A 23,419-nucleotide genomic window follows, 5' to 3' on the forward strand; every position below is an offset into this window, starting at 1 on the left:
GGTCATGTTCCTCTCACATATGCCCCGTAAGTCTCGCGTGCAGGGAGAGCGCCGAGGCGTCGGTCAGGGAGGCGATCTGGTCCACGATCACCCGCTTGCGCGCCTTGTCGTCGTCCGCCGCGTCGAACAGCGCCCGGAACTGGGGGTCCAGGCCCTCGGGCGCGCGGGCGGTCAGCGCCCCGGCCAGCTCCGCGACGATGACCCGCTGGTCGGCGCGGAGCCGCTCCTGTTCGGCGCGCTGCATCACGAACCGGTCCGCGACCGCCTTGAGCACGGCGCACTCCATGCGGGTCCCCCGGGGTACGACGAGTTCGGCGTCGTAGCGGGTGAGCGGCCCGGTGCCCCACGCGGCGCGGGTGGCGGCCTCGGCGGCCAGGCAGAACCGGCCGATGAGCTGACTGGTGGCGTCCTTCAGCCGGGCCTGGGCGACCGCCGTGCCGTCGTAGCCGTGCGGCCACCACTCCTCGTCCTGGAGGCGGTCGAGGGCGGCGGCGAGTTCGGCGGGGTCGGTGTCCGCGGGGACGTACCGGCCGAGGGCGGCCTCGAACACCGCCTGCCGTTCCGGCTCGGCGCGCAGGCAGCCGGGGTCGACGTGGCCGGCGTGCAGGCCGTCCTCGACGTCGTGGACCGAGTAGGCGACGTCGTCCGACCAGTCCATGACCTGTGCCTCGAAGCAGGTGCGGGTGCCGGGGGCGTGCCGTCTCACCCAGTCGAACACCGGGCGGTCGTCCTCGTACACGCCGAACTTCCGTGACGCCGGGTCGGTGGGGTGGGCGCCGCGCTGCCAGGGGTACTTGGTGGCCGCGTCCAGGGTGGCGCGGGTCAGGTTGAGGCCGACGGAGCCCTCGGGGGTGAACCGTTTGGGTTCGATGCGGGTGAGGAGCCTGAGGGACTGGGCGTTGCCCTCGAAGCCGCCGCAGTCGTCGGCGAACTCGTTCAGCGCGGTCTCGCCGTTGTGGCCGAAGGGCGGGTGACCGAGGTCGTGGGCGAGGCAGGCCGCCTCGACCAGGTCGGGGTCACAGCCGAGTGCGGCGCCCAGTTCCCGGCCGACCTGGGCGCATTCGAGGGAGTGGGTGAGGCGGGTGCGGGGGCTGGCGTCCCAGACCTGGCTCCTGGTGCCCGGGGTCACCACCTGCGTCTTGCCGGCGAGCCGCCGCAGGGCGGCGGAGTGCAGGATGCGGGCGCGGTCGCGTTGGAAGGCCGTGCGGCCCGGGCGTTTGTCGGGTTCGGGCGCCCAGCGCTCGACTGACGTGGGGTCGTATGCCGTGGGCAGTGCGGTGCCTTCCATGCGTCGACAGTAAGCCCCGTCGGGCGCCGGGCCGGCTTCCGCCGGCGGGCGCGGGTGCGGTGTGGCCTGTCAGGCGGCTGCCGTGGACGTTTCCGTCAGGCTCTGGTCGTAGCGGTGCAGGACCAGGCGCGCCATCGCCTCGTGGGCTCCCAGCGGGGCCGACGCGATCCAGGGGGCCTGGGCCGCGCACCGGGTCGCGAAGCGGCCCGGTGCCATGAAGGACGACGCCACCGCCACCTGGTGCCGGCCGCGTGCCGCCAGTGCGCGCAGGGCCGCGGGAACCGTCGGCGTCGCCGCCGAGGCGTACGCGGGGAGCACCGGGACGCCCAGGCGGGCGGAGAGGAGCCGGGCCGTGTGCCGGGTGTCCGCGGCCGAGTCGGGGTCGCGGGAGCCGGCCGCGGCGAGGACGACCGCGGCCTCGCGGCGGGTGGTGCCGTCCGGGGCCGCGGGCCAGCCGGCCTGGAGGAGGCGGGCGTGCAGGGCCTCGGCGAGGAGCGGGTGGGGGCCGAGCGGGGCGGCCAGGCGTGCGCGTACCGGTGCGGCCGCCGCCGTCTCGGGGATGTCCCGCTTCACGTGGTAGCCCCTGCTGAGGAGGAGCGGGACGAGGACGGCCGGGGTGTCCCCGAGGGCGGCGAGGGTGCCGGAGAGCAGGGGCTCGTTCAGCTCGATGTGGCCCAGGTGGACGGGGAGGCCGGGGCGCAGCGCGCGGACCCGGTCCAGCAGGGCCCGCACGGTGGTGAGCGCCCGGGGGTCCCGACTGCCGTGGGCGACCAGCACGAGGGCCGGCGGGGCGAGGAGCCGGCCGCCGGTGCGCAGGGGGGTGGACGCCGTCATGGCATCGATCCTGACCGGGAGACGTTGCGTGCCCGTTGCACGGCCGTCACCGGTGTTTTCCTCGGGTTCACGGCGTACGGATGCGCGGTGTGAGGCGAACCGGGACGGCGCCTGCGGCGTCCTCCTGGTCGGGAGCGAGCACGGGGGGCCGTATGAGGATGCGCCGACCGCGGTGGCCGCGCACGCGGACCGGGCAGCGGCGGCTGGTGCGTGCCGTGATGGCCGGGTGCGTGCTGGCGCTGCTGCCGTCGGCCTGGCTGTACGTGTCGACGGCGGACCGGCTGCGGACGACGGCGGACGTGCCGCGCACCGAGGTCGCGGTGGTGTTCGGGGCGGGGCTGTGGAAGCAGGGGCAGCCCTCGCCGTACCTCGCGCACCGGCTGGACGCGGCGGCCTCGCTGTACCGGGCCGGGCGGATCGAGGTGGTGCTGGTCACCGGGGACAACAGCCGGAAGGACTACGACGAGCCCGACGCCATGCGCGCCTACCTCACGCAGCACGGGGTGCCGGACGCGCGGATCGTCCGCGACTACGCCGGGTTCGACACCTGGGACTCCTGCGTCCGGGCGAAGAAGATCTTCGGGGTGGACCGGGCGGTGCTGATCAGCCAGGGCTTCCACATCCGGCGGGCGGTGGCCCTGTGCGAGGCGGCGGGGGTCACCTCGTACGGGGTCGGGGTCGACGCCGAGCACGACGCGACCTGGTACTACGGCGGGACGCGGGAGGTGTTCGCGGCGGGCAAGGCGGTGCTGGACGCCGTCTTCCAGCCGGACCCGACGTTCCTGGGACCGAGGGAGCCGGGGGTGGCGCGGGCGCTGGCCGCCGGCCGGTGACCGCGGCCTCACGGCCCGCCGTCCGGCGCGGGGAGGCCGCCGTGCCGGGCGTGTAACCGGGGGCGGCCCGGGGCCGTAACACAGGCGACGCACGCTGGGCGGCATGGAGAACACCTCGACGCCCACCCACTGCCCGTACTGCGCCCTGCAGTGCGGGATGAACATCACGCCCCTGCCCCGGGGAGGCGTCGAGGTCACCGAGCGCTCCGGCTTCCCGGTGAACCGGGGCGCGCTGTGCGGCAAGGGCCGTACGGCGGCCGAGGTGCTGTCGCCCGCGGTACGGCTGACCGCGCCGCTGGTGCGCGACGGCGGCCGGCTGGTGGAGGCGGGCTGGCCCGAGGCGCTGGACCGGATCGCCGAGCGCCTCGGGGCGACACGCGAGCGGTACGGCGCCGACGCGCTGGGGGTGTTCGGCGGGGGCGGGCTCACCAACGAGAAGGCGTACGCGCTCGGCAAGTTCGCCCGGGTGGTGCTGGGCACCTCGCAGATCGACTACAACGGCCGGTTCTGCATGTCGTCGGCGGCGGCGGCCGGTACGAAGGCGTTCGGCCTGGACCGGGGGCTGCCGTTCCCGCTGGAGGACGTCCCGAGGACCGGGTGCGTGATCCTCGTCGGGTCCAACCTCGCCGAGACCATGCCGCCGGCGCTGCGGTTCTTCACGGAGCTGCGGGAGAACGGCGGCACGCTGATCGTCGTCGACCCGCGCCGGACGCGGACCGCCGAGCAGGCGGACCTGCACCTCGCGCCCCGGCCCGGGACCGATCTCGCCCTCGCGCTGGGGCTGCTGCACCTGGTGGTGGCCGAGGGGCGCACGGACGAGGAGTACGTCCGGGAGCGGACCACCGGGTGGGAGGAGGCCCGGGCCGCGGCGATGGCGCACTGGCCGGAGTACGTGGAGCGGATCACCGGGGTGCCGGTGCCGCGACTGCGTGAGGCGGTGCGGATGTTCTGCGAGCCGGAGGCGGCGATGGTGCTCACCGCGCGCGGGCCGGAGCAGCAGTCCAAGGGCACGGACACGGTGGGCGCCTGGATCAACCTGTGCCTGGCGACCGGCCGCGCGGGCCGCCCCTTCTCCGGGTACGGCTGTCTGACCGGGCAGGGCAACGGGCAGGGCGGACGCGAACACGGGCAGAAGGCCGACCAGTTGCCCGGGTACCGCAAGCTGGACGACCCGGCGGCGCGGCGGCACGTGGCCGGGGTGTGGGGCGTGGACCCGGACAGCCTGCCGGGTCCCGGGCGCAGCGCGTACGAGCTCCTCGACGCGCTCGGCACGGACGTCCGGGCGCTGCTGCTGATGGGGTCCAACCCGGTGGTGTCGGCCCCGCGCGCGGCCCACGTCGAGCAGCGCCTGCGCTCGCTGGACTTCCTGGCGGTGGCCGACGTCGTCCTGTCGGAGACGGCGGAACTGGCGGACGTGGTGCTGCCGGTGACCCAGTGGGCGGAGGAGACGGGCACGACGACCAGCCTGGAGGGCCGTGTGCTGCTGCGCCGGCAGGCCGTCGCTCCCCCGCCCGGCGTCCGCAGCGACCTGTACGTCCTGCGTGAACTGGCCGACCGGCTCGGGGTGGAGAAGGGATTCCCGGCCGACCCGGAGGAGGTCTTCGAGGAACTCCGCCGCGCGAGCGCCGGCGGCCCGGCGGACTACTCCGGCATCACCTACCGCCGCCTGGCCGAGGAGGACGGCGTCTTCTGGCCGTGCCCGGAGGTTCCGGGTGCGACGGGGGGTACGGGGGTGGCAGACGGCGAGGACCCGGTCCCGGTCCCGCTGCCGGACGACCCGGCGGCGGACCCCGGCGGCACCGCTGACGTGCCGCCCGCCCCCATCACGGCGGACTCCGACATCCTGACGGCTGCGGCCGGGACCACGGGGGACGCCGGCACCAGCCGCGACGCCCTGCCCGGCCACCCCCCGGCGGACCCCGGTGCCCGCCCGCTCCCCGGCGCCCCCGTGGCGGGCTCCGGTCCGGCCGTCGTGCACCCCGGCACCCCGCGCCTGTTCCTCGACCGTTTCGCCACTCCGGACGGCCGGGCCCGGTTCGTGCCCGTGGTGCACCGGGCCACGGCCGAGGAGCCGGACGCCGAGTACCCGCTGCTGCTGACCACCGGGCGGGTGGTCTCGCAGTACCAGTCGGGGGCGCAGACCCGGCGCGTGGCGGAGCTGAACGCGGCGGCGCCCGGCCCGTTCGTGGAGCTGCACCCGCGGCTCGCGGCCCGGCTGGGGGCGGCCGACGGCGACCGGGTGGCGGTGGTGTCCCGGCGCGGCCGGGCCGTCGCGCCCGCGCGGATCACCGGTGCCATCCGGCCGGACACGGTCTTCATGCCCTTCCACTGGCCGGGCGAGGGCCGCGCCAACACGCTCACCAACCCGGCCCTGGACCCGACGTCCCGGATGCCGGAGTTCAAGTCGTGCGCGGTGCGGGTGGAGGTTCTGGGTCCGGCGGACCAGTGAGGCCGGTCCGCCGGCCGAGGCGCGAGGGGGTGGCGTTCGCGTAGGTTCGGGGTATGTCCGACACCGACCTGAGCGAGCAGAGCGAGCCGTACGACCTCGACGCCTATCTCGACCGCATCGGCTGGAAGGGCGAGCGGCGGGCCTGCCTGGCCACCCTGCGCGGGGTGCACCTGGCGCACGCGCTGTCGCTGCCCTTCGAGAACCTGGACCCGGTGCGGGGTAGGGCTCCCTCCCTCGCGCCCGCCGACCTGATGGCCAAGATGGTCCACGGCCGGCGCGGCGGCTACTGCTACGAGCACGGCATCCTGCTCCGGCTGGCGCTGGAGGCGCTCGGTTTCCGGGTGGTCCAGCTGGCCGCGCGGGTCGTGGTGGGCGCGCGGACACCGGAGAGCCGGCCCCGGACGCACGCGATGCTCCGGGTCGAGGTGCCCGGCGAGCCGCTGCCGTACCTCGCGGACGTCGGTTTCGGCGCGCCCGGCGCGTTGCTGCTGCCGGTGCCGCTGGTGACCGGCACCGAGTTCGAGGGCGCCGGCCGCCGGCACCGGCTGGTGCGGCTGCCGCACGACGGGCCGCTGGAGCTGTGGGAGTTGCAGGCCCACGACCCGCGCGGCGGCCCGGGGGAAGGGGCGTGGGCCGGTCAGTACGCGTTCACCCAGGAGCCGTTCGCCGCGTCCGACCTGGAGGTGTTCAACTGGTTCGTCGGCACCCACCCCCGGTCCCCGTTCACCCGCCGTCCGTACCTCCAGCGGACCACCGCGGATCGCCATCTCGCCCTGGACGGCGCCCGGTTCAGCGAGACGCGCGCCGACGGCACGGTGAGCGGGCGCACGCTGGCCGGGGAGGCGGAGGCGCGGCGCCTGGTGGAGGAGGAGTTCGGCATCGAGGTGCCCGAGGGGGTCACCCTGCTGTCCTGACTCAGCGGCGGGAGAGCCAGTCGCCGTCCGTGATGCGGGTGCCGGTGGCGCGCAGCCGGGCGGCGACGCGCGGGGCGGCCAGGTAGACCCAGGCCCGGACGGTGCCGCCGGCGGTGCGCACGACGTCCCGGGCGAGGCGTTCGTAGAGGTTGCGGGGGCCGTCCGGCTCGTACTCCTCCAGCCGGTCCAGGGCGGCCAGCAGGTCCGCGTACGCCTCGGGCCGGGCGGTCACCAGTTCCCCGCGCACGGTGCCGCCGGGCTCCTCGACGGCGTAGGGGTAGCCGGGGCCGTCGTACAGCACGGCGCCGCTGAGGCGGGCGGGTTCCTCGGCGAGGGTGCGGCCGCGCAGGTAGAGGTCGTGGTTGGCCTCGCCGGGGCGGAGGGTGCCGTAGACGAAGAAGGGCAGGGGTCGGGGGTCCTCGGCGGTCACGCGAACGATTCTGGACCCTCGCCGGCTCCCCACACATCTCCCCGAAGTTCCATGAACGCGCTATGGACATGACATGTCATGCCCTCTTAAATCTCGGTGACACGTCAGCGCCATCCCCACTCCCAGCCTGGCGCCTCCCCGAGGAGACAGATGAGCCGGATACGGCAGCACGTCCGAGGAAACCGCCGCACAGCCACCGCCGGTGTCGCCCTGACCACCGCGACCCTGCTGGCCGTCGCCCTCTCCCCCGCCGCCCACGCCGATGCCAGACCGACCCGGGCCACCGCGGTCCGGAACGCGGCCTCGGCCCTCCTGGCCCACGCGACGGCCCTGGGCCTCACCGCGCCCCAGGACACCAGCGTCCGGGACGTGGTCGTGGACAAGGACGGCACCCAGCACGTCCGCTACGACCGCACCTACCGTCAGCTCCCCGTCCTGAGCGGCGACTTCGTCGTCCACCTCGCCCCCGACGGCGCCTACCGCGGCGCCGACCGCGCCACCCGGCAGGCGATCTCCGTGCCCTCCGTCACCCCTCGGGTCTCCGGCCCCAAGGCCGCCGGCCTCGCGGTGAGCGCCCTGCGCGCGGCCCACCACGGCACGACGCTGAAGCAGGCCAAGGCCAAGCCGGTGCTGGTGGTCGACGCCCTACACGGCAGCCCGAAGCTGGCCTGGCGCACCGACGCGGCCGGCCTGGACTCACTCGGCAACCCCGTCGCCCGCACCGTGCTGACCGACGCGCGCACCGGCGCGCAGATCGACGCCTGGGACAGCATCGAGACGGCCACCGGCGACGGCACCGGCCTCTACAGCGGCACGGTCGCGCTGGAGACCACCCAGTCGGGGACCTCGTACCAGCTCAAGGACCCGACGCGGGGCAACACCTACACCGGTGACGCCGAGAACAAGACCGACCTGTGCGTCTTCGGCATCTGCTTCAGCCGGGCCCCCGCGACCCTGTTCACGGACGCCGACAACCACTGGGGCTCGGGCACCACCGCGGACCGCGCCTCGGCCGCCGTCGACGCCCAGTACGGCACGAACGAGACCTGGGACTACTACAAGAACGTCCACGGCCGCAACGGCATCGCCGGCGACGGCAAGGGCTCGTACAACCGCGTCCACTACGGCAGCAACTACAACAACGCCTTCTGGGACGACAGTTGCTTCTGCATGACCTACGGCGACGGTGACGGCACCACCTTCGGGCCGCTGGTCGCCCTGGACGTCGCCGGGCACGAGATGACCCACGGCGTGACGTCCAAGACCGCCGCGCTGACCTACTCGGGCGAGTCAGGCGGGCTGAACGAGGCCACCTCCGACATCCTCGGCACGATGGTGGAGTGGTACGCGAACAACTCCTCCGACACCGGTGACTACCTCATCGGCGAGAAGATCGTGAAGCCCGGCTTCGGCAAGGCGGCCCTGCGCTTCATGGACAAGCCGTCCAAGGACGGCAGTTCGGCCGACTACTGGAGCTCGTCGGTCGGGAACCTGGACGTCCACTACTCCTCGGGCGTCGCCAACCACTTCGCCTACCTGCTCGCCGAGGGCAGCGGAGCCAAGACCATCAACGGCGTCAGCTACGACTCGCCGACGTACAACGGCTCCCCGGTCACCGGCATCGGCCGGGACAAGGTCGGCAAGATCTGGTACCGGGCGCTGACGGTCTACATGACCTCCTCGACCAACTACGCGGGCGCGCGCACGGCCACCCTCAACGCGGCCAAGGACCTCTACGGCGCGGGCAGCACCGAGTACAACGCGGTGGCCGCCGCCTGGAGCGCGGTCAACGTGAACTGAACCGGCGCGGCCTCCCCCGGCGGGTGGGGGCCAATCGTGTGCTCTTCGCACCCGGCCCCTCACACAGCCCTGACCTGCCGGAACACGCTCCGGCTAGGCCGTGTGGGGGGCCTTTCGCGCCACCCGTTCACCGCATTCCCGGCGCCGCCTCGGGAAGCGGATCCCCGCGACTGCGACTTACCTCGGTAGGGCAGGGGCGCACCCCTGGACGAGTCGGACAAGCCCTGGGGAGCACCATGCGACGCACTGCCCGTCTGCTGGCCGGTACCGCGCTCGCCGTGACCGCCGCGGCACCCGCCCACGCGGCCGGGACCGGCCGTCTCGACCTGTACCCGGCGACCGTGGCGCCCGGTGACCAGGTCACGGTGAACACGGCCGCGTGCGGGGACACCGGACCCGCGACCGGCGACGCGGGCGCGGTCGGTGCCGGCACGTTCATGCTGGCGCCCACCACGCACGAGGGCGAGGCGATCGGGCAGTTCCGGGTGCCGTCCAGCGCGCAGCCGGGAACGTACGAGATCGTCGCCCGGTGCGCCGAGGGCGACCGGCAGGTGGCGGGCGACCTGGTGGTGGCCCTGAGCGCGGTGCACCAGGAGGTGCTGCCGCGAGGAAGCGTCAAGACGGGGGTCGGCGGCGGACTCGGCCCCGACCCCGTGCAGACCGCGGCGGGCGTGGCGGCACTGGCCGTCGCCGCCGCGGGCGGTACCTGGCTCCTGCATCGCCGGGCGAGAGGCGACGGGATCTGACGGACACCCTCCGCTGTCCGTCCGCCGGTACCGCACATCCCGCCCCCTCCGGGTCCGACGCCCCTCGCGGCCCGGAGGGGGAAGGGGCCCTTCGGGGGCACGCCCCCGGGAGAGGGGATTGGCATGCGCAAGGCCGCCGGAAACCGCAAGGCCGCCGGGAACCGCGGGACCGCTCGCGGCGCCAGGACGGCCCGGCTCGGCGACACCGCCATAGCCGCCGTCACCGTCGTCGCCCTCGGCTCGGGCGTGTGGCTGCTGGGCGGCGGCACCGTCCCGCACACCCCGCCGCAGCCGTCCGCCGCCGAGGGCCGCCCCGACCCGGGCGGTACGCGGGTCGCGGCGCCCGGCCTCGCGCCGTCCCCGCCCCTGCGCATCCGCATCCCCGCGATCCGGGTGGACGCGCCCCTCACGGGCCTGGCCCTGACCCGCTCCGGCAGCCTGGACGCGCCGCCCGCCAAGGAGAAGAACCTGGCCGGCTGGTACGAGGCCGGCACCACCCCCGGCGAGACGGGCACCGCGATCGTCGCCGGCCACGTCGACAACACCGAGGGCCCCGCCGTCTTCTACGACCTGGGCGCGCTGAAGCGGGGCGCCCGCATCGAGGTGGACCGCCGGGACGGCTCGGTGGCCGTGTTCACCGTGGACGCGGTGGAGGTGTACTCGGCCCGCGACTTCCCCGACGAGAAGGTGTACGGCGCCGCCCACCGCCCCGAACTGCGCGTCATCACCTGCGGGGGCGGCTACTCGAGGAGCACCGGCTACCAGGGCAACGTGGTGGTGTTCGCCCATCTGACCGGCAGCCGCTGAGGGCATCGCCCCCCAGGCGGCTCAGTGCGGCGCCGGCGCCCCGCCCAGTACGTGCCTTCTGCCCCAGCCGCCGAGCGGCTCCAGCGCCTCGTTCAGCTGGAGGCCGCTCGGGGTCAGCGTGTACTCCACGCGGGGCGGCACCTCGTCGTACTCCTCGCGGTGCACGACCCCGTCGGCCTCCAGTTCGCGCAGCTGCGCGGCGAGCACCTTCTCCGTGACGCCCGGCAGCCGCCGGCGCAGCTCACCGAAGCGGCACGTACCGCGTTCGCCCAGCACCCACAGGATCGACACCTTCCACTTGCCGTCGATGATGTCCATCGCCGCGTCGGTCCCGCACAGGTACGCCCCCGGCCGCCGTCCCACCGGCATGGTCCTCCCCCTTCCGGCCCGCATGCTTTCCCGCTGGTAACCACCCACTCGGAAGTACGTACTTCTGCGCGGCGGCTCCACGGGCGAGCCTAGTCGCCATGACCGACACCTCCCCTTCCTCCGCGTCCCCCACTCCCCTGACCCTGCTCGGCACCGGTGCGATGGGCACCGCGCTCGGGCGGGCCTGGCTCGCCGCCGGGCACCCCTTGACCGTGTGGAACCGCACGCCCGGGCGGACGGCCGCGCTGACCGCCGCGGGCGCGGTCGCGGCGGGGAGCGCGGCCGAGGCGGTGGCCGCGAACCGGCTCGTCGTGGCCTGTCTGCTGGACGACGCCACGGTGGGCGCCGCCCTGGACTCCGCCGAGCTGGCCGGCCGGGACCTGGTGAACCTCACCACCGGCACCCCCGCCGACGCCCGGGAGCGCGCCGCCTGGGCGGAGAAGCGGGGCGCCCGGTTCCTGGACGGCGGGATCATGGCCGTACCGCCGATGATCGGCACGCCCGGCGCCTTCGTCCTCTACAGCGGTGACCCGGAGCTGTTCGAGGAGCACCGGGCCGCCCTCGCCGTCCCGGCCGCCACCGAGTACGTCGGTGCCGACCCCGGTCTCGCCGCGCTGCACGACGTGGCGCTGCTGAGCGCGATGTACGGCATGTTCGCCGGGGTCACCCACGCCTTCGCGCTGCTGCGCGGGACGGAGGTGGCGCCCGGGGACTTCGCCGCGCTGCTCGTGCCCTGGCTGACCGCGATGGCCGGCACGGCCGAGGAGACGGCCGGCCGGCTGGCGTCCGGTGACTACACCACCGGGGTCGTCTCCCACCTGGGCATGCAGGCCGCCGGCAGCGCGACGCTGCTGCGCACGGCCGCGGAACAGGGCGTGAGCGCGCACCTGCTCACCCCGTTCCTGGACCTGATGCGCGCACGGGCGGCGGCGGGCCACGCCACGGAGGACACCACCGGCCTGGTGGACCTGCTGCGCACCCGCTGACCCGCGGCTTCGGGGGCCGCCGGGCCGGCCCCCAGGCCCACGGCGGCCCCCGCCTCACACCCCTCCCCCGGCCCCGCGCAACCCCCTCACACCCCTCGCCCCGGTCCGCTGAGGGCAGCGTTCCGCCCGGGAAACAGACGTGATGCCGCCGGGTAACGTCGGGGACGCACGCTCGGGACATGACCTCGAATACGCGTGTGGTGGTGATCGGCGCCGGCCTCGCGGGCGTACGGCTCGCCCGGCGGCTCGGCGAGCTGGGCACGCCCGCGCTGCTCGTCGGCGAGGAGGAGCACGCGCCGTACAACCGGGTGCTGCTGGCCGAGGTGCTGGCCGGCCGGTACGCCCCGGAGGTGATCGCCCTCCCGCCGCCCGCCGGCCTGCTGCGCACCCGGGTCACCGGCATCGACCGGGCCGCCCGGACCGTCACCTGCGCCGACGGCACGCGCATCGCGTACGACGCGCTGGTGCTGGCCACCGGCTCCAACCCGGTGCTGCCCCCGCTGCGCGGCCTGTTCGGGCCCGGCCACCAGCTGCCCGCGGGCGTCCACGCGTTCCGCACCATGGACGACTGCCTGGGCCTCGCCGGGGCCGTGCGGCCCGGCGTACGGGCGGTCGTCATCGGCGGCGGGCTGCTCGGCGTCTCCGCGGCCCGCGCGCTCGCCGTGCGCGGCGCCCAGGTGGTGCTCGCGCAGCAGGCCGAGCGGCTCATGGAACGCCAGCTCGACCCGGACGCCTCCCGGCTGGTGCTGCGGCACCTGACCGGGCTGGGCGTCGAGGTGCACACCGAGTGCCGGGTGCGGGACGTGCGCTGCGTCGCCGGCCAGGTCCGCTCGGTGGAGCTGGCCGACGGGTACGCGCTCGGCGCCGACCTCGTGGTCCTCGCCTGCGGGGTACGGCCCCGCACGGGTCTCGCCGAGCAGGCGGGCCTCGCCGTCCGCGAGGGCATCCTCGTCGACGACGAGCTGCGCACCTCCGACCCGCGCGTGCACGCCATCGGCGACTGCGCCCAGCACGACGGCACGGTCTACGGACTGGCCGCCCCGGCCCTGGAACAGGCCGACGCGCTCGCCGAGCTGCTCGCGGGCGACGCCCGTGCCCGCTACACCGGCACCCGCTCGCTGACCCGGCTGACCCTCACCGGTCCCGGCTCCCCCTTCGACCTCGCCGCGTTCGGCGAGACCGAGCCGCACCCGGGTGACGACGTCGTGCGGATCGCCGACGCCACCCGCGGCACCTACCGCAAGGTCGTCGTCCGCGACGACCGCCTGGTCGGCGGGGTCCTCGTCGGCGAACTCGGCACCGTCGGCGCGCTCGCCCGCGCCTGGGAGGGAGCGGATCCGCTCCCCGGCGACGGCCCCCTGCTCCACCTGCTCACCAACGACGGAGGCTCCTGAATGACCGCCACCTTGGGGGCCACCCCCACGATCGTGCTCGTCGGCCACGGCATGGTCGGCCAGCGCTTCCTCGAGGCGCTCGCCGAGCGCGGCCTGACCGCCACGCACCGCGTGGTCGTCCTGTGCGAGGAACCGCGTCCGGCGTACGACCGCGTCCAGCTGACCTCGTACTTCTCCGGCAGGACGGCCGAGGACCTCTCCCTGACCGACATGGGGTTCATCGAGGACCACGGCATCGAGCTGCACCTCGGCGACCCGGCGGAGACGATCGACCGCGAGGCGCGCACGGTGACCGCCCGCTCGGGCCTGGCCGTGGACTACGACGTCCTCGTCCTGGCCACCGGCTCCTACCCGTTCGTGCCGCCGGTGCCGAACAAGGACGCCACGGGCTGCTTCGTGTACCGGACCATCGAGGACCTGCTGGCGATCGAGGAGTACGCGAGGACCCGGGCGACGACGGGTGCCGTGGTCGGCGGCGGTCTGCTCGGCCTGGAGGCCGCCGGCGCGCTCAAGGGGCTCGGACTCGACGCGCACATCGTGGAGTTCGCGCCGCGCCTGATGCCGGTGCAGGTGGACGACGGGGGCGGCGCGGCCCTGCTGCGGACCATCCGGGACATGGGCCTGACCGTCCACACCGGCGTGGGCACCCAGGAGATCGTCACGGACGGCTCCGGTGCCGTCACCGGCATGAAGCTGTCCGACAGCTCCGAAATCGCCACCGACCTGGTGGTGTTCAGCGCCGGTGTCCGTCCCCGCGACCAGCTGGCCCGCGACGCGGGCCTGACGGTCGGCGAGCGCGGCGGCATCGCGGTGGACGAGCAGTGCCGGACCGTCTCCGACCCGCACGTGTTGGCGATCGGGGAGTGCGCGCTGGCCGCCGACGGCCGGGTCTACGGCCTGGTGGCACCGGGCTACGAGCAGGCGGAGACGGCCGCGGCGACCATCGCCGCCGACGAGGCCTCCTTCACCGGCGCCGATCTGTCCACCAAGCTGAAGCTGCTCGGCGTCGACGTGGCCTCCTTCGGCGACGCGCACGGCACCACCGAGAACTGCCTGGACGTCGTCTACTCCGACTCCCGCGCGGGCCTGTACAAGAAGCTGGTCATCGGCGCGGACGGCACGCTGCTCGGCGGCATCCTGGTCGGCGACGCGGAGGCGTACGGCACCCTGCGCGCGCTCACCGGCTCGGTGCCGCCCGTCTCCCCCGAGTCGCTCGTGCTGCCCGCCGGAGCCGATTCGGGGGCACAGCTGGGCGCGGCCGCGCTGCCGGACGACGCGATCATCTGCTCCTGCAACAACGTCCGCAAGGGCACGATCCGCGCGGCGGTCACCGAGCACCGGTGCACCACGGTGCCCGAGGTGAAGAAGTGCACCAAGGCCGGTACCACGTGCGGCAGTTGCGTGAAGGTGCTGGGCGGGCTGGTCGACGCCGAGCTGGAGGCGTCCGGCGTAGAGGTCGACAAGGGCCTGTGCGGCTGCTTCGCCCAGACCCGCGAGGAGCTGTACGAGATCGTCCTGGCCCTGCGCATCACGTCGTACCGGGAACTGCTGGACCGCCACGGCCGCGAGGGCGCCCGGGGCGGGGACGGCTGCGAGGTGTGCAAGCCGGCCGTCGGCTCGATCATCGCCTCCCTCGCCCCGGTGATCGGCGCGAGCGGCTACGTCCTGGACGGCGAGCAGGCAGCGCTCCAGGACACCAACGACCACTTCCTCGCCAACCTCCAGAAGAACGGCTCGTACTCGGTGGTGCCGCGCATCCCCGGCGGGGAGATCGCGCCGGAGAAGCTGATCGTGATCGGCGAGATCGCCCGGGACTTCGGCCTCTACACGAAGATCACCGGTGGTCAGCGGATCGACATGTTCGGTGCCCGTGTCGAGCAGCTCCCGCTGATCTGGGCCCGGCTGGTGGACGCCGGCTTCGAGTCCGGCCACGCCTACGGCAAGTCGCTGCGCACGGTGAAGTCCTGCGTGGGCTCCACCTGGTGCCGCTACGGCGTGCAGGACTCGGTCCGGATGGCGATCGACCTGGAGCTGCGCTACCGGGGCCTCAGGTCCCCGCACAAGCTGAAGTCGGCGGTGTCCGGGTGCGCCCGGGAGTGCGCGGAGGCCCAGTCCAAGGACTTCGGGGTGATCGCCACCTCGGGCGGCTGGAACCTGTACGTCGGCGGCAACGGCGGCGCCAGCCCGCGCCACGCCGACCTGCTGGCCCAGGACCTGTCCGACGCCGAACTGGTCCGGCTGATCGACCGGTTCCTCATGTTCTACATCCGTACGGCCGACCGTCTGGAGCGCACCAGCACCTGGCTGGAGCGCCTCCCGGGGGGCCTGGAGCACGTACGGGACGTGGTGGTGCACGACTCGCTCGGCATCTGCGACGAGCTGGAGGAGCTGATGCGGGCGCACGTCGCGAACTACCGCGACGAGTGGGCGGAGACGGTCGAGGACCCCGAGAAGCTGGCCCGGTTCGTGTCCTTCGTGAACGCCCCGGACACCCCGGACCCGGTCGTCTCCTTCGTCCCCGAGCGCGACCAGATCAAGCCCGACCTGCCGCTGCTGGCCATCGGCCTGCGGCCCGCCGACGACGTCCTGGAAGGAAGCGCCCAGCGATGACCCTGGCAGTTGAGACGACCGACCTGAAGGTCCGGCTCCGGCTGGCGGACGACTGGTTCACGGTCTGCGACCTGAGCCTGCTGGTCCCGGGCCGCGGAGTGGCGGCCCTGCTGCCGGACGGCCGCCAGGCGGCCCTCTTCCGCGACCGCGCGGACCGGCTGTACGCCGTCGACAACCGCGACCCCTTCACCGGCGCCGCCGTCCTCTCCCGCGGCCTGACCGGCACCCACCGGGGCCGCCCGTTCGTGGCGTCCCCGCTGCTGAAGCAGCGCTTCGACCTGGTCACCGGGGAGTGCCTGGACGACGAGTCGGCGCGGGTGACCGCGTACGAGGTGCGGGCGCTGTAGCGGCGGCGCGGGCCGGCGGGGCCCACGGACCGGGCCGCGGACCAGGTCGGGCCAGGTCCGTGCGCGGCACGACCCGGCGGCCCCCCCGCAGCTCCCCCCGCGCGTGCGCCACGGCGGCGAGTTCGACGGACGTCGCGTGCGAGATGAGATGCGGGCGCGGGCGCCGTAGCGCCGGCCGAGACGGCGGGGCGCACGGGCCGGGCCGCCGCCACAGGCCGGACCAGGTCAAGTCAGGCCAGGCCCGTGCGCAGCACGACCCGGCGGCCCCGCGGCTCCCCCGGCGCGTGCGCCACGGCGGCGAGTTCGACGGCCGGCGCCGTAGCCCGGGCGGAGGCGGCGGGGGGCACGGACCGCGCGGCGCGATGAGGGGCGGGCGCCGTAGCGCCAGCCGAGACGGCGGGGCGCACGGGCCGGGCCGCCGGCCGCAGGCCGGACCAGGTCAGGTCAGGCCAGGTCCGTGCGCAGCACGACCCGGCGGCCCCGCAGCTCCCCCCGCTCCATCCGCGCGTGCGCCTCGGCGGCGGCGCCCAGCGGGAGCACCTCCAGGCTCCGGGGGCGCAGCAGACCCTGCCCCAGCAGGTCGTTGACGGCTCGCGCGGCGGCGGCGAGTTCGGCCGTCGTCGCGTGCGAGATGACGAAGCCCACGACGGAGCCGCCGTTCATGTACAGCGGCCCGGCGGGCAGCACGGGACGGGTCCCCGCACCGGCGAGCAGTACCACCCGGCCACGGCGGGCGAGCAGACCGACCGAGGTCTCCAGGTCGTTCACGCCCGCCGTGTCCAGGTACACGTCGACACCGGCCGGCGCCGCCCGGCGGATCTTCTCGGTCAGCTCCGTGTCGCGGTAGTCGAACACCTCGGCCGCGCCGGACTCGGCGCAGTACGCGGCGTCCCGGGCGCCGGCCGTGGCGAGGACCCGGGCCCCCGCCCGCGCGGCGAACGTCACCAGGGCGCTGCCGACGTTGCCCGCGGCGCCCGCGACCAGCACGGTCTCGCCGAGACGGAGGCGGCCGTGGACGAACAGGGCGAGGTACGCGGTGGCGGCCGGGTGCAGGGCGGCCACGGCGAGGTCCGGGTCGACGCCGCCGGGCAGGGGGTAGAGCCGGTCGGCCGCCACCACCGCCTGCTCGGCGGCCGCGCCCTGCCGCCCCTCGTGCCCGAGGCTGTCGCACCACACGCAGTCACCGGCCCGGAAGCCGGTCACACCGGGTCCGGTCTCCGCGACCGTCCCCACCAGGTCCCGGCCGATGACGAACGGGAACTCCACGGCCGTACGGAAGACCCCCGACCGGACGAGGGCGTCCACCGGGTCCACGGCGGTGGCGAGCACGTCCACCAGGACGTCGGTCGGGCCGGGGCGGGGCGCGGGCAGCTCGCCGTACCGGATGACGTCCGGGGGACCCAGCTGCTCGATGTACGCGGCACGCATGGCCCCCCATGCTGCCACCGGGGGCCGGCACGCGCGCGGCGCCTTCGCGAGCCCCTCGCGGCCACGACTGTTTCTTGACCGACCGGTTCAGTTGGGCCTAGCCTGCCCCCATGCCCCGACCCAAGGAATTCGACCCCGACGCGGCGCTCCAGTCGGCCCTGGAGCTGTTCTGGCGGCGCGGCTACGAGGCGACGTCGATGGCCGACCTGGTCGGGCACCTGGGCATCGGCAAGGCCAGCCTGTACGCCACCTTCGGCAGCAAGCACGAGCTGTACCTGCGGGCGCTGGACCGGTACGGGCGGACACAGGACCCGGTCCTGACGCGGGAGCTGTCCCGCCCCGGCCCGGTGCTGCCGGCCGTGCGCGGGCTGGTCCGGCGGTTCGCCGCCGAGGCCGCCGCCGAGGCGACCCGGGAGCAGGGCTGCCTGGTCACCAACACGGCGGTCGAGCTGGCCCCGCACGACCGGGAGGCCGCCCGCCGGGTGGAGCGCAGCTGGGACACCGTCGAGACCCTGCTGCACTCCGCCCTCGTCCGTGCCCAGGCACAGGGCGAGCTGGCCGGGGACCGCGACCCGCTGACCCTCGCGCGCATGCTGCTGGTCCTGCTCCAGGGCCTGCGGGTGGTGGGCAAGGCCTCGACGGACCCGGCCAGGGTCCGGGACGCGGCGGAGCAGGCCCTGGCACTGCTGGACGGCTGAACAGGGCCACGGAGAACGCGCCCCCTGGACGCGCTCCTTGCGGGGGGCGCGTTCCCGATGCGCCTTTTTCCTCACCCTCATACTGAACCGCTCGGTCTAGAAAAGGGAACCTCATATGACGCACCGCTTCTCCGGCCGGACCGCCCTCGTCACCGGCGCCGGCTCCGGCATCGGCCGCGGGGTGGCCCTCGCCCTGGCCCGGGAGGGCGCCCGGGTCGTCGTCGCCGGCCGGCGCCGGGAGCCGCTGGACGAGACCGTGGCACTGATCGAGGCCGAGGGCGGCAAGGGGCTCGCCGTCACCGCCGACGTCTCCCGCGCCGACGACCTGCGCGCCCTGGTGGACACCACCGTGGACCGGTTCGGCTCCCTGGACGTGGCCGTGAACAACGCCGGGGTGCTTCAGGGCAAGGGGCGGTCCGTGGGCGACCTGGCCGAGGAGGACTGGCGCCGGATGCTCGACATCAACGTCACCGGTGTCTTCCTCGCCCTCCAGGCCGAGATCGCCCGGATGCGCACCCAGCCGGACGGCGGCGCCATCGTGAACATCGCCTCCCGGATCGGCGTGCACAGCAGGCGGCCCGGCACCGGCGGCTACGCCGTCAGCAAGGCGGCCGTGTCCGTCCTCACCCGCGCCGCCGCCCTGGACCACATCGCCGACGGTGTGCGCGTCAACGCCGTCAGCCCCGGCCCCACCGCCACGGACATGTCGTTCCGGGACGGGGAGACCGAGGCCGGCCGGGCCGCGCGCATGCGCGAGGAAGTGCCCCTCGGCCGGGTCTCCACCGTCGCGGAGGTGGCCGCCGCCGTGCTGTACCTGGCCTCGGACGACGCGGCCTCGGTGGTCGGCGCCGACCTGGTGATCGACGGCGGCTCCACGGCCTGACCCCGGCCGCGTCAGTCGATCCCGGACCGCTCCACCCCGGCCACGATCCACCGCTGGAAGCACAGGAACACCAGGAGCAGCGGCAGGATCGACACGGCCGCCGCGACGAACAGTTCGTGCAGCCGTACGACCTGGGCGGTGGTGAACGACGACAGGGCCACCTGCACCGTCCAGGCGCTCTGGTCCTGCCCGATCACCAGCGGCCACAGGAAGGAGTTCCACGCGCCGAGGAACACGATCGTCCCGACGGCCGCGAACACCGGACGGGCGTTGGGTACGACGACGAGCCAGTACGTCCGCCAGTACCCGAGCCCGTCCACCTGTGCCGCGTCCTCCAGCTCCCGGGGGAAGCCCAGGAAGTACTGCCGGAAGACGAAGCAGGCGAAGGCCGGGAACAGGGTCGGCACGATCAGTCCGCGCAGCGTGGAGACCCAGCCCAGCGTCGACACCAGCACGAAGCTGGGCACGAAGGTGACGGCCGCCGGGACGAGCAGGGTGCCCAGGACGGCGTAGAAGACCTTGTTCGCGTGGCGGTAGGGGATGCGGGCGAGGCCGTACCCCGCGAGGGAGGCGAGGAGCAGGGTGCCGAGGGTGGTGGCGACGGCGATCAGCGCGGAGTTGAGCAGGGACCGGGCGAACGGCACGGACGGGTCGCCGAACAGTTCGCGAACGTTGCCCCACCGCACGTGGCGGGGGAAGAAGGTCCACTCGGGGGAGGTGATGTCCTTCTCGTCGGCCAGCCCGTTGCGCACGAGCAGGTAGAAGGGAATCAGGAAGAGCAGGGCCAGCGCGATCAGCAGCACCAGCCGCAGCGCCCGCCCGGCCCGTACCAGGGCGTCATCCATCGCCGTCCGTCCTCCCCAGCCGCAGCCAGCGCGCCTGCCCCACCGTGACGACGCCGATGACCAGCGCGAGGATCACCGCGCCCGCGCTGCCGAGCCCGAGGTTCTGCCCCTGCCCGAGGGCGGTGTAGTAGAGGTAGACCAGCGGGGGCCGGGCGTACGGCGGATAGCCCCGGGCGTCGGACAGCAGGTTGTAGAACTCGTCGAAGGCCTGGAAGGCGCCCACGACGAGCAGCAGCACCACCGCGGCCGACGTGGCCCGCAGCTGGGGCAGGGTGATGTGCCGCAGCACCGTCCAGCCGGGCCGGGCCCCGTCCACCGCCGCCGCCTCGTACAGCGCCGGGTCGATCCGCTGGAGCCCGGCGAGGAACAGGATCATGTAGAACCCGGCCTGGAGCCACAGCCGTACGGTGACGATGACCAGCCAGTACCAGGGCGGATCGGTGGTGGACAGCCAGGCCACGGGATCGCCGCCGAACCATCCCAGCACGGTGTTGGCGAGCCCGAACCGCACCCCGCTGAACAGCGACATCTTCCAGACGAGCGCGGCCACGACGTAACTGCACGCGGCCGGCAGGAAGAACACGGACCGGAAGAAGGCCCGGGCGGCCCTGAGGCGGTTGACCATCAGGGCGAGGGAGAGGGAGAAGACGTAGGTGACGGGCACGATGAAGGCCGTGAAGACGGCGAAGGTCTTCAGGCTGTCCACGAACGCCCCGTCCCGCAGCATGGCCGTGTAGTTGTCCAGCCCGACGAAGCGCGTCGGCGTGACCGTGTTGTGCGCGTCGAAGAGGCTGAGCGCCACGCTCCACAGCAGCGGGACGTACGTGAACAGCGCGAGCCCGAGCGCGAACGGCCCGACGAACACCCAGAACCAGAGTGCCCCGCGCCGCCTCACGACGCCTTCTTCACACGGTCGAGTTCGGCCGACACCTTCCGTACGACGGCCCGCAGTTCCCGCTCCGGCTCGGCCCCGTCCCTGATGATCCGGCTGAGCGCGTCCTGGTAGGCGGTCTGGCTCGCCGGGGTCCACAGCAGCGGCTGGGCGTAGCCGTGGTCGGTGGTGAAGCGGACGGCGTCGGCGGCGGGACCGTCCTTCAGCGCGGTGGCCTTCTCGGCGAGGGAGATCCGGGCGGGGATGTGGAACCCGTAGGAGAGCGCGAAGTCCTCCTGGTGGTCGGTGCGGTCGACCCAGAGCCACTTCACGTACTCCCTGGCCGGTTCCTTGTGCCGGCTGCGGGCGCTGACGGCGGCGCCGTACGCCCCGACGGGCACGGCGGGCCGCCCGTGGCTCCCGTCCCGCGGGAAGGGCAGCACCCCGAAATCGTCACCGAGTTCCTTGCGGATCTGCGGCAGCGCCCACAGCCCGGTCCACTGCATCGCGGTCAGCCCCTGGACGAAGGCGGACGGGTCCGACCAGTCGCTGGGCGCGCCGAGGAGCAGGGACTTGTCGGCGTACAGCCGGTGCAGCTTGCCGAGGGTGCGGGCGGCGGCGGGGTCGTCGAAGCCGACCTTGCCGTCGTCGCCGACGAACCGGAATCCGGCCGCGTACAGGGGGGTCCCGCCGAGCACGCCCGCCCCGCCGTCGTTGCCGAGGAAGAGCCCCTTCACCTTGCCGGTGGTGAGCCGGTGCGCGGCGTCGACCAGGGCGTCCAGGGTGGCGGGCGGCTCGACACCGGCGTCCTCCAGCAGGCTCTTGCGGTAGTAGAGCATCTGCATGTCGATGACCTGCGGAATGCCGTAGACCCTGCCGTCGTGGGTCTTCGGCGTGAGCACGGCCGGATTGAAGTCGTCCTTCACCTCCCGCACCAGGTCGGTGAGGTCGAGCACCTGCCCGCCCCGGATCTGGTCCAGGGTGGGCCCGTTGACCTCGAAGACGTCGGGCCCGGAGTCGGTGAGCAGCGCGGCGGCGATCTGCTGGTCGTAGTTCCCGGGCCGCCACTGCACCGAGACGCGCGCCTTGCCGAAGCCGGCGGCGTAGCGCCGCACGGCCCGCTCGGTGCCGGGCTCGCCGTACTGGTGGTACCACTGCGTCAGCTGCGGCCCCGAACCACCGCCACCCCGGCCGGTGTTGGACCCGCAGGCCGTGAGCGCTCCGGCGCCCACCCCCGCGGCGAGCAGCTCCCTACGGCTGATCGTCATCGTGTGCCCCCTGACGTCCGTCATCGATGCACGGCCCAACGATCAACCATGCGCCCCGATTACGAAAGACGAGTTGCGGCCGTGTGTCACCGGTCCCGCGAGAGGTCCCAGAGCCGGGCGGTCCCGCTCTCGTCCGACGCCACCAGGTGACGTCCGTCCGGGCTGAAGCCGATCTTCGAGACGTCGTCTTCGCAGCCTTCGAGCAGGGCGGTCTCCTCGCGCAGACGCATGTTCCACAGGCGGACGGTCCTGTCGCGGCCCCCGACGGCCAGGAGGGAGTCGTCCGCGCTGAACGCCACCGCCTCCAGCGCGTCCTCGTCCTCGGGCAGGAGGGGGTTGCCCGTGCGCAGGACGGCGACCCTCTCGGCCTGGTCCATGTCCCAGATCCCGATGTCCGGACCGTGTCCCACCGCGGCCATCAGGCGGCCGTCGGAGGTGAAGGCGAAGCGGGACGGCACCGTTCCGTGGCTTTCCGTGGCGATCCGCTGGATCCGGTCGCCGATGTGGAGGTTCCAGCTCCGCTTCTTCCCCGACCGCCTGCCGTAACAGGCCACCGGCACCCCCTGGGGGGATATGCCCCACGAGACGAGCCCGTCGGTCATGCCGTTCACGCCGGGAAACCGGAGCGGAGGCTGCCGTTCGCCCGTGAGCGCGGACCAGCGGTCCGGCGCCTCGTGCCCGAACACGGTGACCACCTGACCACCGCACTCCACCCGGCGCACATAGGCCATGTCGGGTCGCCCGTGTTCCGGACGCTCCCCGACGGTCCGCAGGACGGTGTCGGCTCGCACGTCCCAGATCACCGTCTCGTTGAGGAACGGGAAGTGGACCGCCAGCAGCGCGGGGGCGACGAATTCCAGACCGAGGACCTCGCTGTCCTCGGTGAAGGTCGCGACCTCCGCGCGGCTGGGCCACTCCTCGACGCGTACGGAGGTGAGCGTGTCCTTGTAGGCGATCATCGAGCCGTCCGGGCTGAACTCCGCGTAGTCGCCGTCCAGGAAGACCGGCTCGGTGAACCTCCGCACCGTGCGTGGGGGACCTTCCTCCCCCGCTTCCACGGGCCGGTGCGCGCGCTCCATCAGTTCCCGCGCGGAGGCGTTGCGGGAGGTGACCTCGCCGTCGGACGGCGAGTACTGGAAGCAACGGACACCGAGATCGTCCGCGCACTCCAGGGCCGCCTTCGTGTACCCGGAGTTCGAGAAGAAGAGCATCTCCCCCTCCCGGCGGCCCCGCGCACCGAACAGTTGCTGGATCAGGTTCGGTGCGATGGCCCGGCCGTGGAACTTGACCTGCCCGTACACGCCGGGCCCGTCGATGTCGAGTCCCCTGTCCGCACCGCCCGGCGTCCGCCGCGCTCCCGCGAAACCCAGCCACCGGGCCCACTCCAGGGCGTTCTCCTCGGCGTCCTCCCAGTCCGCCACGGGACGCGGCCGGGGACGCGGCGGTACCCGCGTGGCCTTGTCGTTCATCGTCGTTCTCCCGGCTCTCTCGGACCCCGCCCTTGAATGATCAACTGATCATAGGAAGCGGGAGGTGGTCCGGCCGCACAGAGGGGCGGCACCCCCCGCACCGGGGTGCCGCCCCTCCTCTTTCGTGCGCCGGAGCCGCCGCCGATCGGT

Annotated in this window: 21 protein-coding genes; 12 read left to right on the forward strand and 9 right to left on the reverse strand. The window is 74.1% G+C overall.

What is annotated here, in order from left to right:
* Window positions 1-13 precede the first annotated feature (13 nt).
* Complete coding sequence (locus AB0947_RS08320; protein WP_366749472.1) at window positions 14-1,288, reverse strand: deoxyguanosinetriphosphate triphosphohydrolase; 1,275 nt, start codon at window positions 1,286-1,288, stop codon at window positions 14-16.
* Window positions 1,289-1,357: 69 nt separating this feature from the next.
* Window positions 1,358-2,122: a sirohydrochlorin chelatase gene (locus AB0947_RS08325; protein ID WP_366749473.1), complete on the reverse strand. Its 765-nt coding sequence runs from the start codon at window positions 2,120-2,122 to the stop codon at window positions 1,358-1,360.
* Window positions 2,123-2,274: 152 nt separating this feature from the next.
* Here AB0947_RS08325 and AB0947_RS08330 point away from each other — a divergent pair, with 152 nt between their 5' ends.
* From AB0947_RS08330 to AB0947_RS08340, 3 genes are all read left to right on the forward strand, one after another.
* Complete coding sequence (locus AB0947_RS08330; RefSeq protein ID WP_366749474.1) at window positions 2,275-2,955, forward strand: ElyC/SanA/YdcF family protein; 681 nt, start codon at window positions 2,275-2,277, stop codon at window positions 2,953-2,955.
* A gap of 103 nt (window positions 2,956-3,058) precedes the next feature.
* Entirely contained in the window at window positions 3,059-5,404 is a 2,346-nt protein-coding gene (locus AB0947_RS08335; protein WP_366749475.1) for a molybdopterin oxidoreductase family protein, read from the forward strand.
* Window positions 5,405-5,457: 53 nt separating this feature from the next.
* Window positions 5,458-6,318: an arylamine N-acetyltransferase gene (locus AB0947_RS08340; RefSeq protein WP_366749477.1), complete on the forward strand. Its 861-nt coding sequence runs from the start codon at window positions 5,458-5,460 to the stop codon at window positions 6,316-6,318.
* A gap of 1 nt (window position 6,319) precedes the next feature.
* Here AB0947_RS08340 and AB0947_RS08345 read toward each other — a convergent pair whose 3' ends face one another.
* The gene (locus tag AB0947_RS08345; RefSeq protein ID WP_366749478.1) at window positions 6,320-6,748 is read right to left on the reverse strand and encodes a gamma-glutamylcyclotransferase family protein; all 429 of its coding nucleotides are present in this window, start codon (window positions 6,746-6,748) and stop codon (window positions 6,320-6,322) included.
* Between the two features lie 150 nt (window positions 6,749-6,898).
* On the opposite strand from AB0947_RS08345, the gene AB0947_RS08350 reads away from it, so the two are divergent.
* From AB0947_RS08350 to AB0947_RS08360, 3 genes are all read left to right on the forward strand, one after another.
* Window positions 6,899-8,548, forward strand: a complete 1,650-nt coding sequence (locus AB0947_RS08350) for a M4 family metallopeptidase (protein WP_366749479.1) — start codon at window positions 6,899-6,901, stop codon at window positions 8,546-8,548.
* A 236-nt stretch (window positions 8,549-8,784) separates the two neighbouring features.
* Complete coding sequence (locus AB0947_RS08355) at window positions 8,785-9,294, forward strand: hypothetical protein (RefSeq protein WP_366749480.1); 510 nt, start codon at window positions 8,785-8,787, stop codon at window positions 9,292-9,294.
* Window positions 9,295-9,417: 123 nt separating this feature from the next.
* Window positions 9,418-10,101, forward strand: coding sequence for a class F sortase (locus AB0947_RS08360; protein WP_366749481.1), 684 nt, complete (start codon window positions 9,418-9,420; stop codon window positions 10,099-10,101).
* Window positions 10,102-10,122: 21 nt separating this feature from the next.
* Here AB0947_RS08360 and AB0947_RS08365 read toward each other — a convergent pair whose 3' ends face one another.
* Window positions 10,123-10,470 (reverse strand): helix-turn-helix domain-containing protein, encoded by a 348-nt coding sequence (locus AB0947_RS08365; protein ID WP_366749482.1) that lies wholly within the window; start codon window positions 10,468-10,470, stop codon window positions 10,123-10,125.
* Window positions 10,471-10,568: 98 nt separating this feature from the next.
* Between AB0947_RS08365 and AB0947_RS08370 the strand changes: the two genes are divergently transcribed.
* The 4 genes from AB0947_RS08370 (at window position 10,569) to nirD (ending at window position 15,807) form a co-directional block, all read left to right on the forward strand.
* Window positions 10,569-11,456 (forward strand): NAD(P)-binding domain-containing protein, encoded by an 888-nt coding sequence (locus AB0947_RS08370; protein WP_366749483.1) that lies wholly within the window; start codon window positions 10,569-10,571, stop codon window positions 11,454-11,456.
* 179 nt (window positions 11,457-11,635) lie between these two features.
* Window positions 11,636-12,850 carry an FAD-dependent oxidoreductase gene (locus AB0947_RS08375; protein WP_366749484.1) on the forward strand — a complete coding sequence of 405 codons (1,215 nt, stop codon included), beginning with the start codon at window positions 11,636-11,638 and terminating at the stop codon, window positions 12,848-12,850.
* Complete coding sequence (gene nirB / locus AB0947_RS08380; protein WP_366749485.1) at window positions 12,851-15,460, forward strand: nitrite reductase large subunit NirB; 2,610 nt, start codon at window positions 12,851-12,853, stop codon at window positions 15,458-15,460. It abuts the gene before it with no gap.
* Window positions 15,457-15,807, forward strand: coding sequence for a nitrite reductase small subunit NirD (gene nirD, locus AB0947_RS08385; RefSeq protein ID WP_366749486.1), 351 nt, complete (start codon window positions 15,457-15,459; stop codon window positions 15,805-15,807). Before nirB ends, nirD begins: the two co-directional genes overlap by 4 nt.
* 444 nt (window positions 15,808-16,251) lie before the next feature.
* Here the strand turns inward: nirD and AB0947_RS08390 are convergent, their stop codons facing one another.
* Window positions 16,252-17,235 carry an NADPH:quinone reductase gene (locus tag AB0947_RS08390; protein WP_366749487.1) on the reverse strand — a complete coding sequence of 328 codons (984 nt, stop codon included), beginning with the start codon at window positions 17,233-17,235 and terminating at the stop codon, window positions 16,252-16,254.
* A gap of 110 nt (window positions 17,236-17,345) precedes the next feature.
* Between AB0947_RS08390 and AB0947_RS08395 the strand changes: the two genes are divergently transcribed.
* Window positions 17,346-17,933, forward strand: a complete 588-nt coding sequence (locus AB0947_RS08395) for a TetR/AcrR family transcriptional regulator (RefSeq protein ID WP_366749488.1) — start codon at window positions 17,346-17,348, stop codon at window positions 17,931-17,933.
* A gap of 115 nt (window positions 17,934-18,048) precedes the next feature.
* Complete coding sequence (locus AB0947_RS08400; protein WP_366749490.1) at window positions 18,049-18,816, forward strand: glucose 1-dehydrogenase; 768 nt, start codon at window positions 18,049-18,051, stop codon at window positions 18,814-18,816.
* Window positions 18,817-18,827: 11 nt separating this feature from the next.
* Here AB0947_RS08400 and AB0947_RS08405 read toward each other — a convergent pair whose 3' ends face one another.
* The 4 genes from AB0947_RS08405 to AB0947_RS08420 all read right to left on the reverse strand — a co-directional run bounded on the left by AB0947_RS08405 (window position 18,828) and on the right by AB0947_RS08420 (window position 23,269).
* Window positions 18,828-19,661 (reverse strand): carbohydrate ABC transporter permease, encoded by an 834-nt coding sequence (locus AB0947_RS08405; protein WP_366749491.1) that lies wholly within the window; start codon window positions 19,659-19,661, stop codon window positions 18,828-18,830.
* A complete protein-coding gene (locus tag AB0947_RS08410) occupies window positions 19,654-20,556 on the reverse strand; it encodes a sugar ABC transporter permease (protein ID WP_366749493.1) in 903 nt (300 codons plus the stop codon). The genes AB0947_RS08405 and AB0947_RS08410 overlap by 8 nt, the downstream gene beginning before the upstream one ends.
* Window positions 20,553-21,800: a sugar ABC transporter substrate-binding protein gene (locus tag AB0947_RS08415; protein WP_366749494.1), complete on the reverse strand. Its 1,248-nt coding sequence runs from the start codon at window positions 21,798-21,800 to the stop codon at window positions 20,553-20,555. Before AB0947_RS08415 ends, AB0947_RS08410 begins: the two co-directional genes overlap by 4 nt.
* A gap of 86 nt (window positions 21,801-21,886) precedes the next feature.
* Entirely contained in the window at window positions 21,887-23,269 is a 1,383-nt protein-coding gene (locus AB0947_RS08420) for a restriction endonuclease (RefSeq protein ID WP_366749495.1), read from the reverse strand.
* Window positions 23,270-23,419 lie beyond the last annotated feature (150 nt).

Origin of the sequence: Streptomyces sp. NPDC047841, assembly GCF_040704085.1 — a bacterium.
Classification (GTDB): domain Bacteria; phylum Actinomycetota; class Actinomycetes; order Streptomycetales; family Streptomycetaceae; genus Streptomyces; species Streptomyces argyrophylli.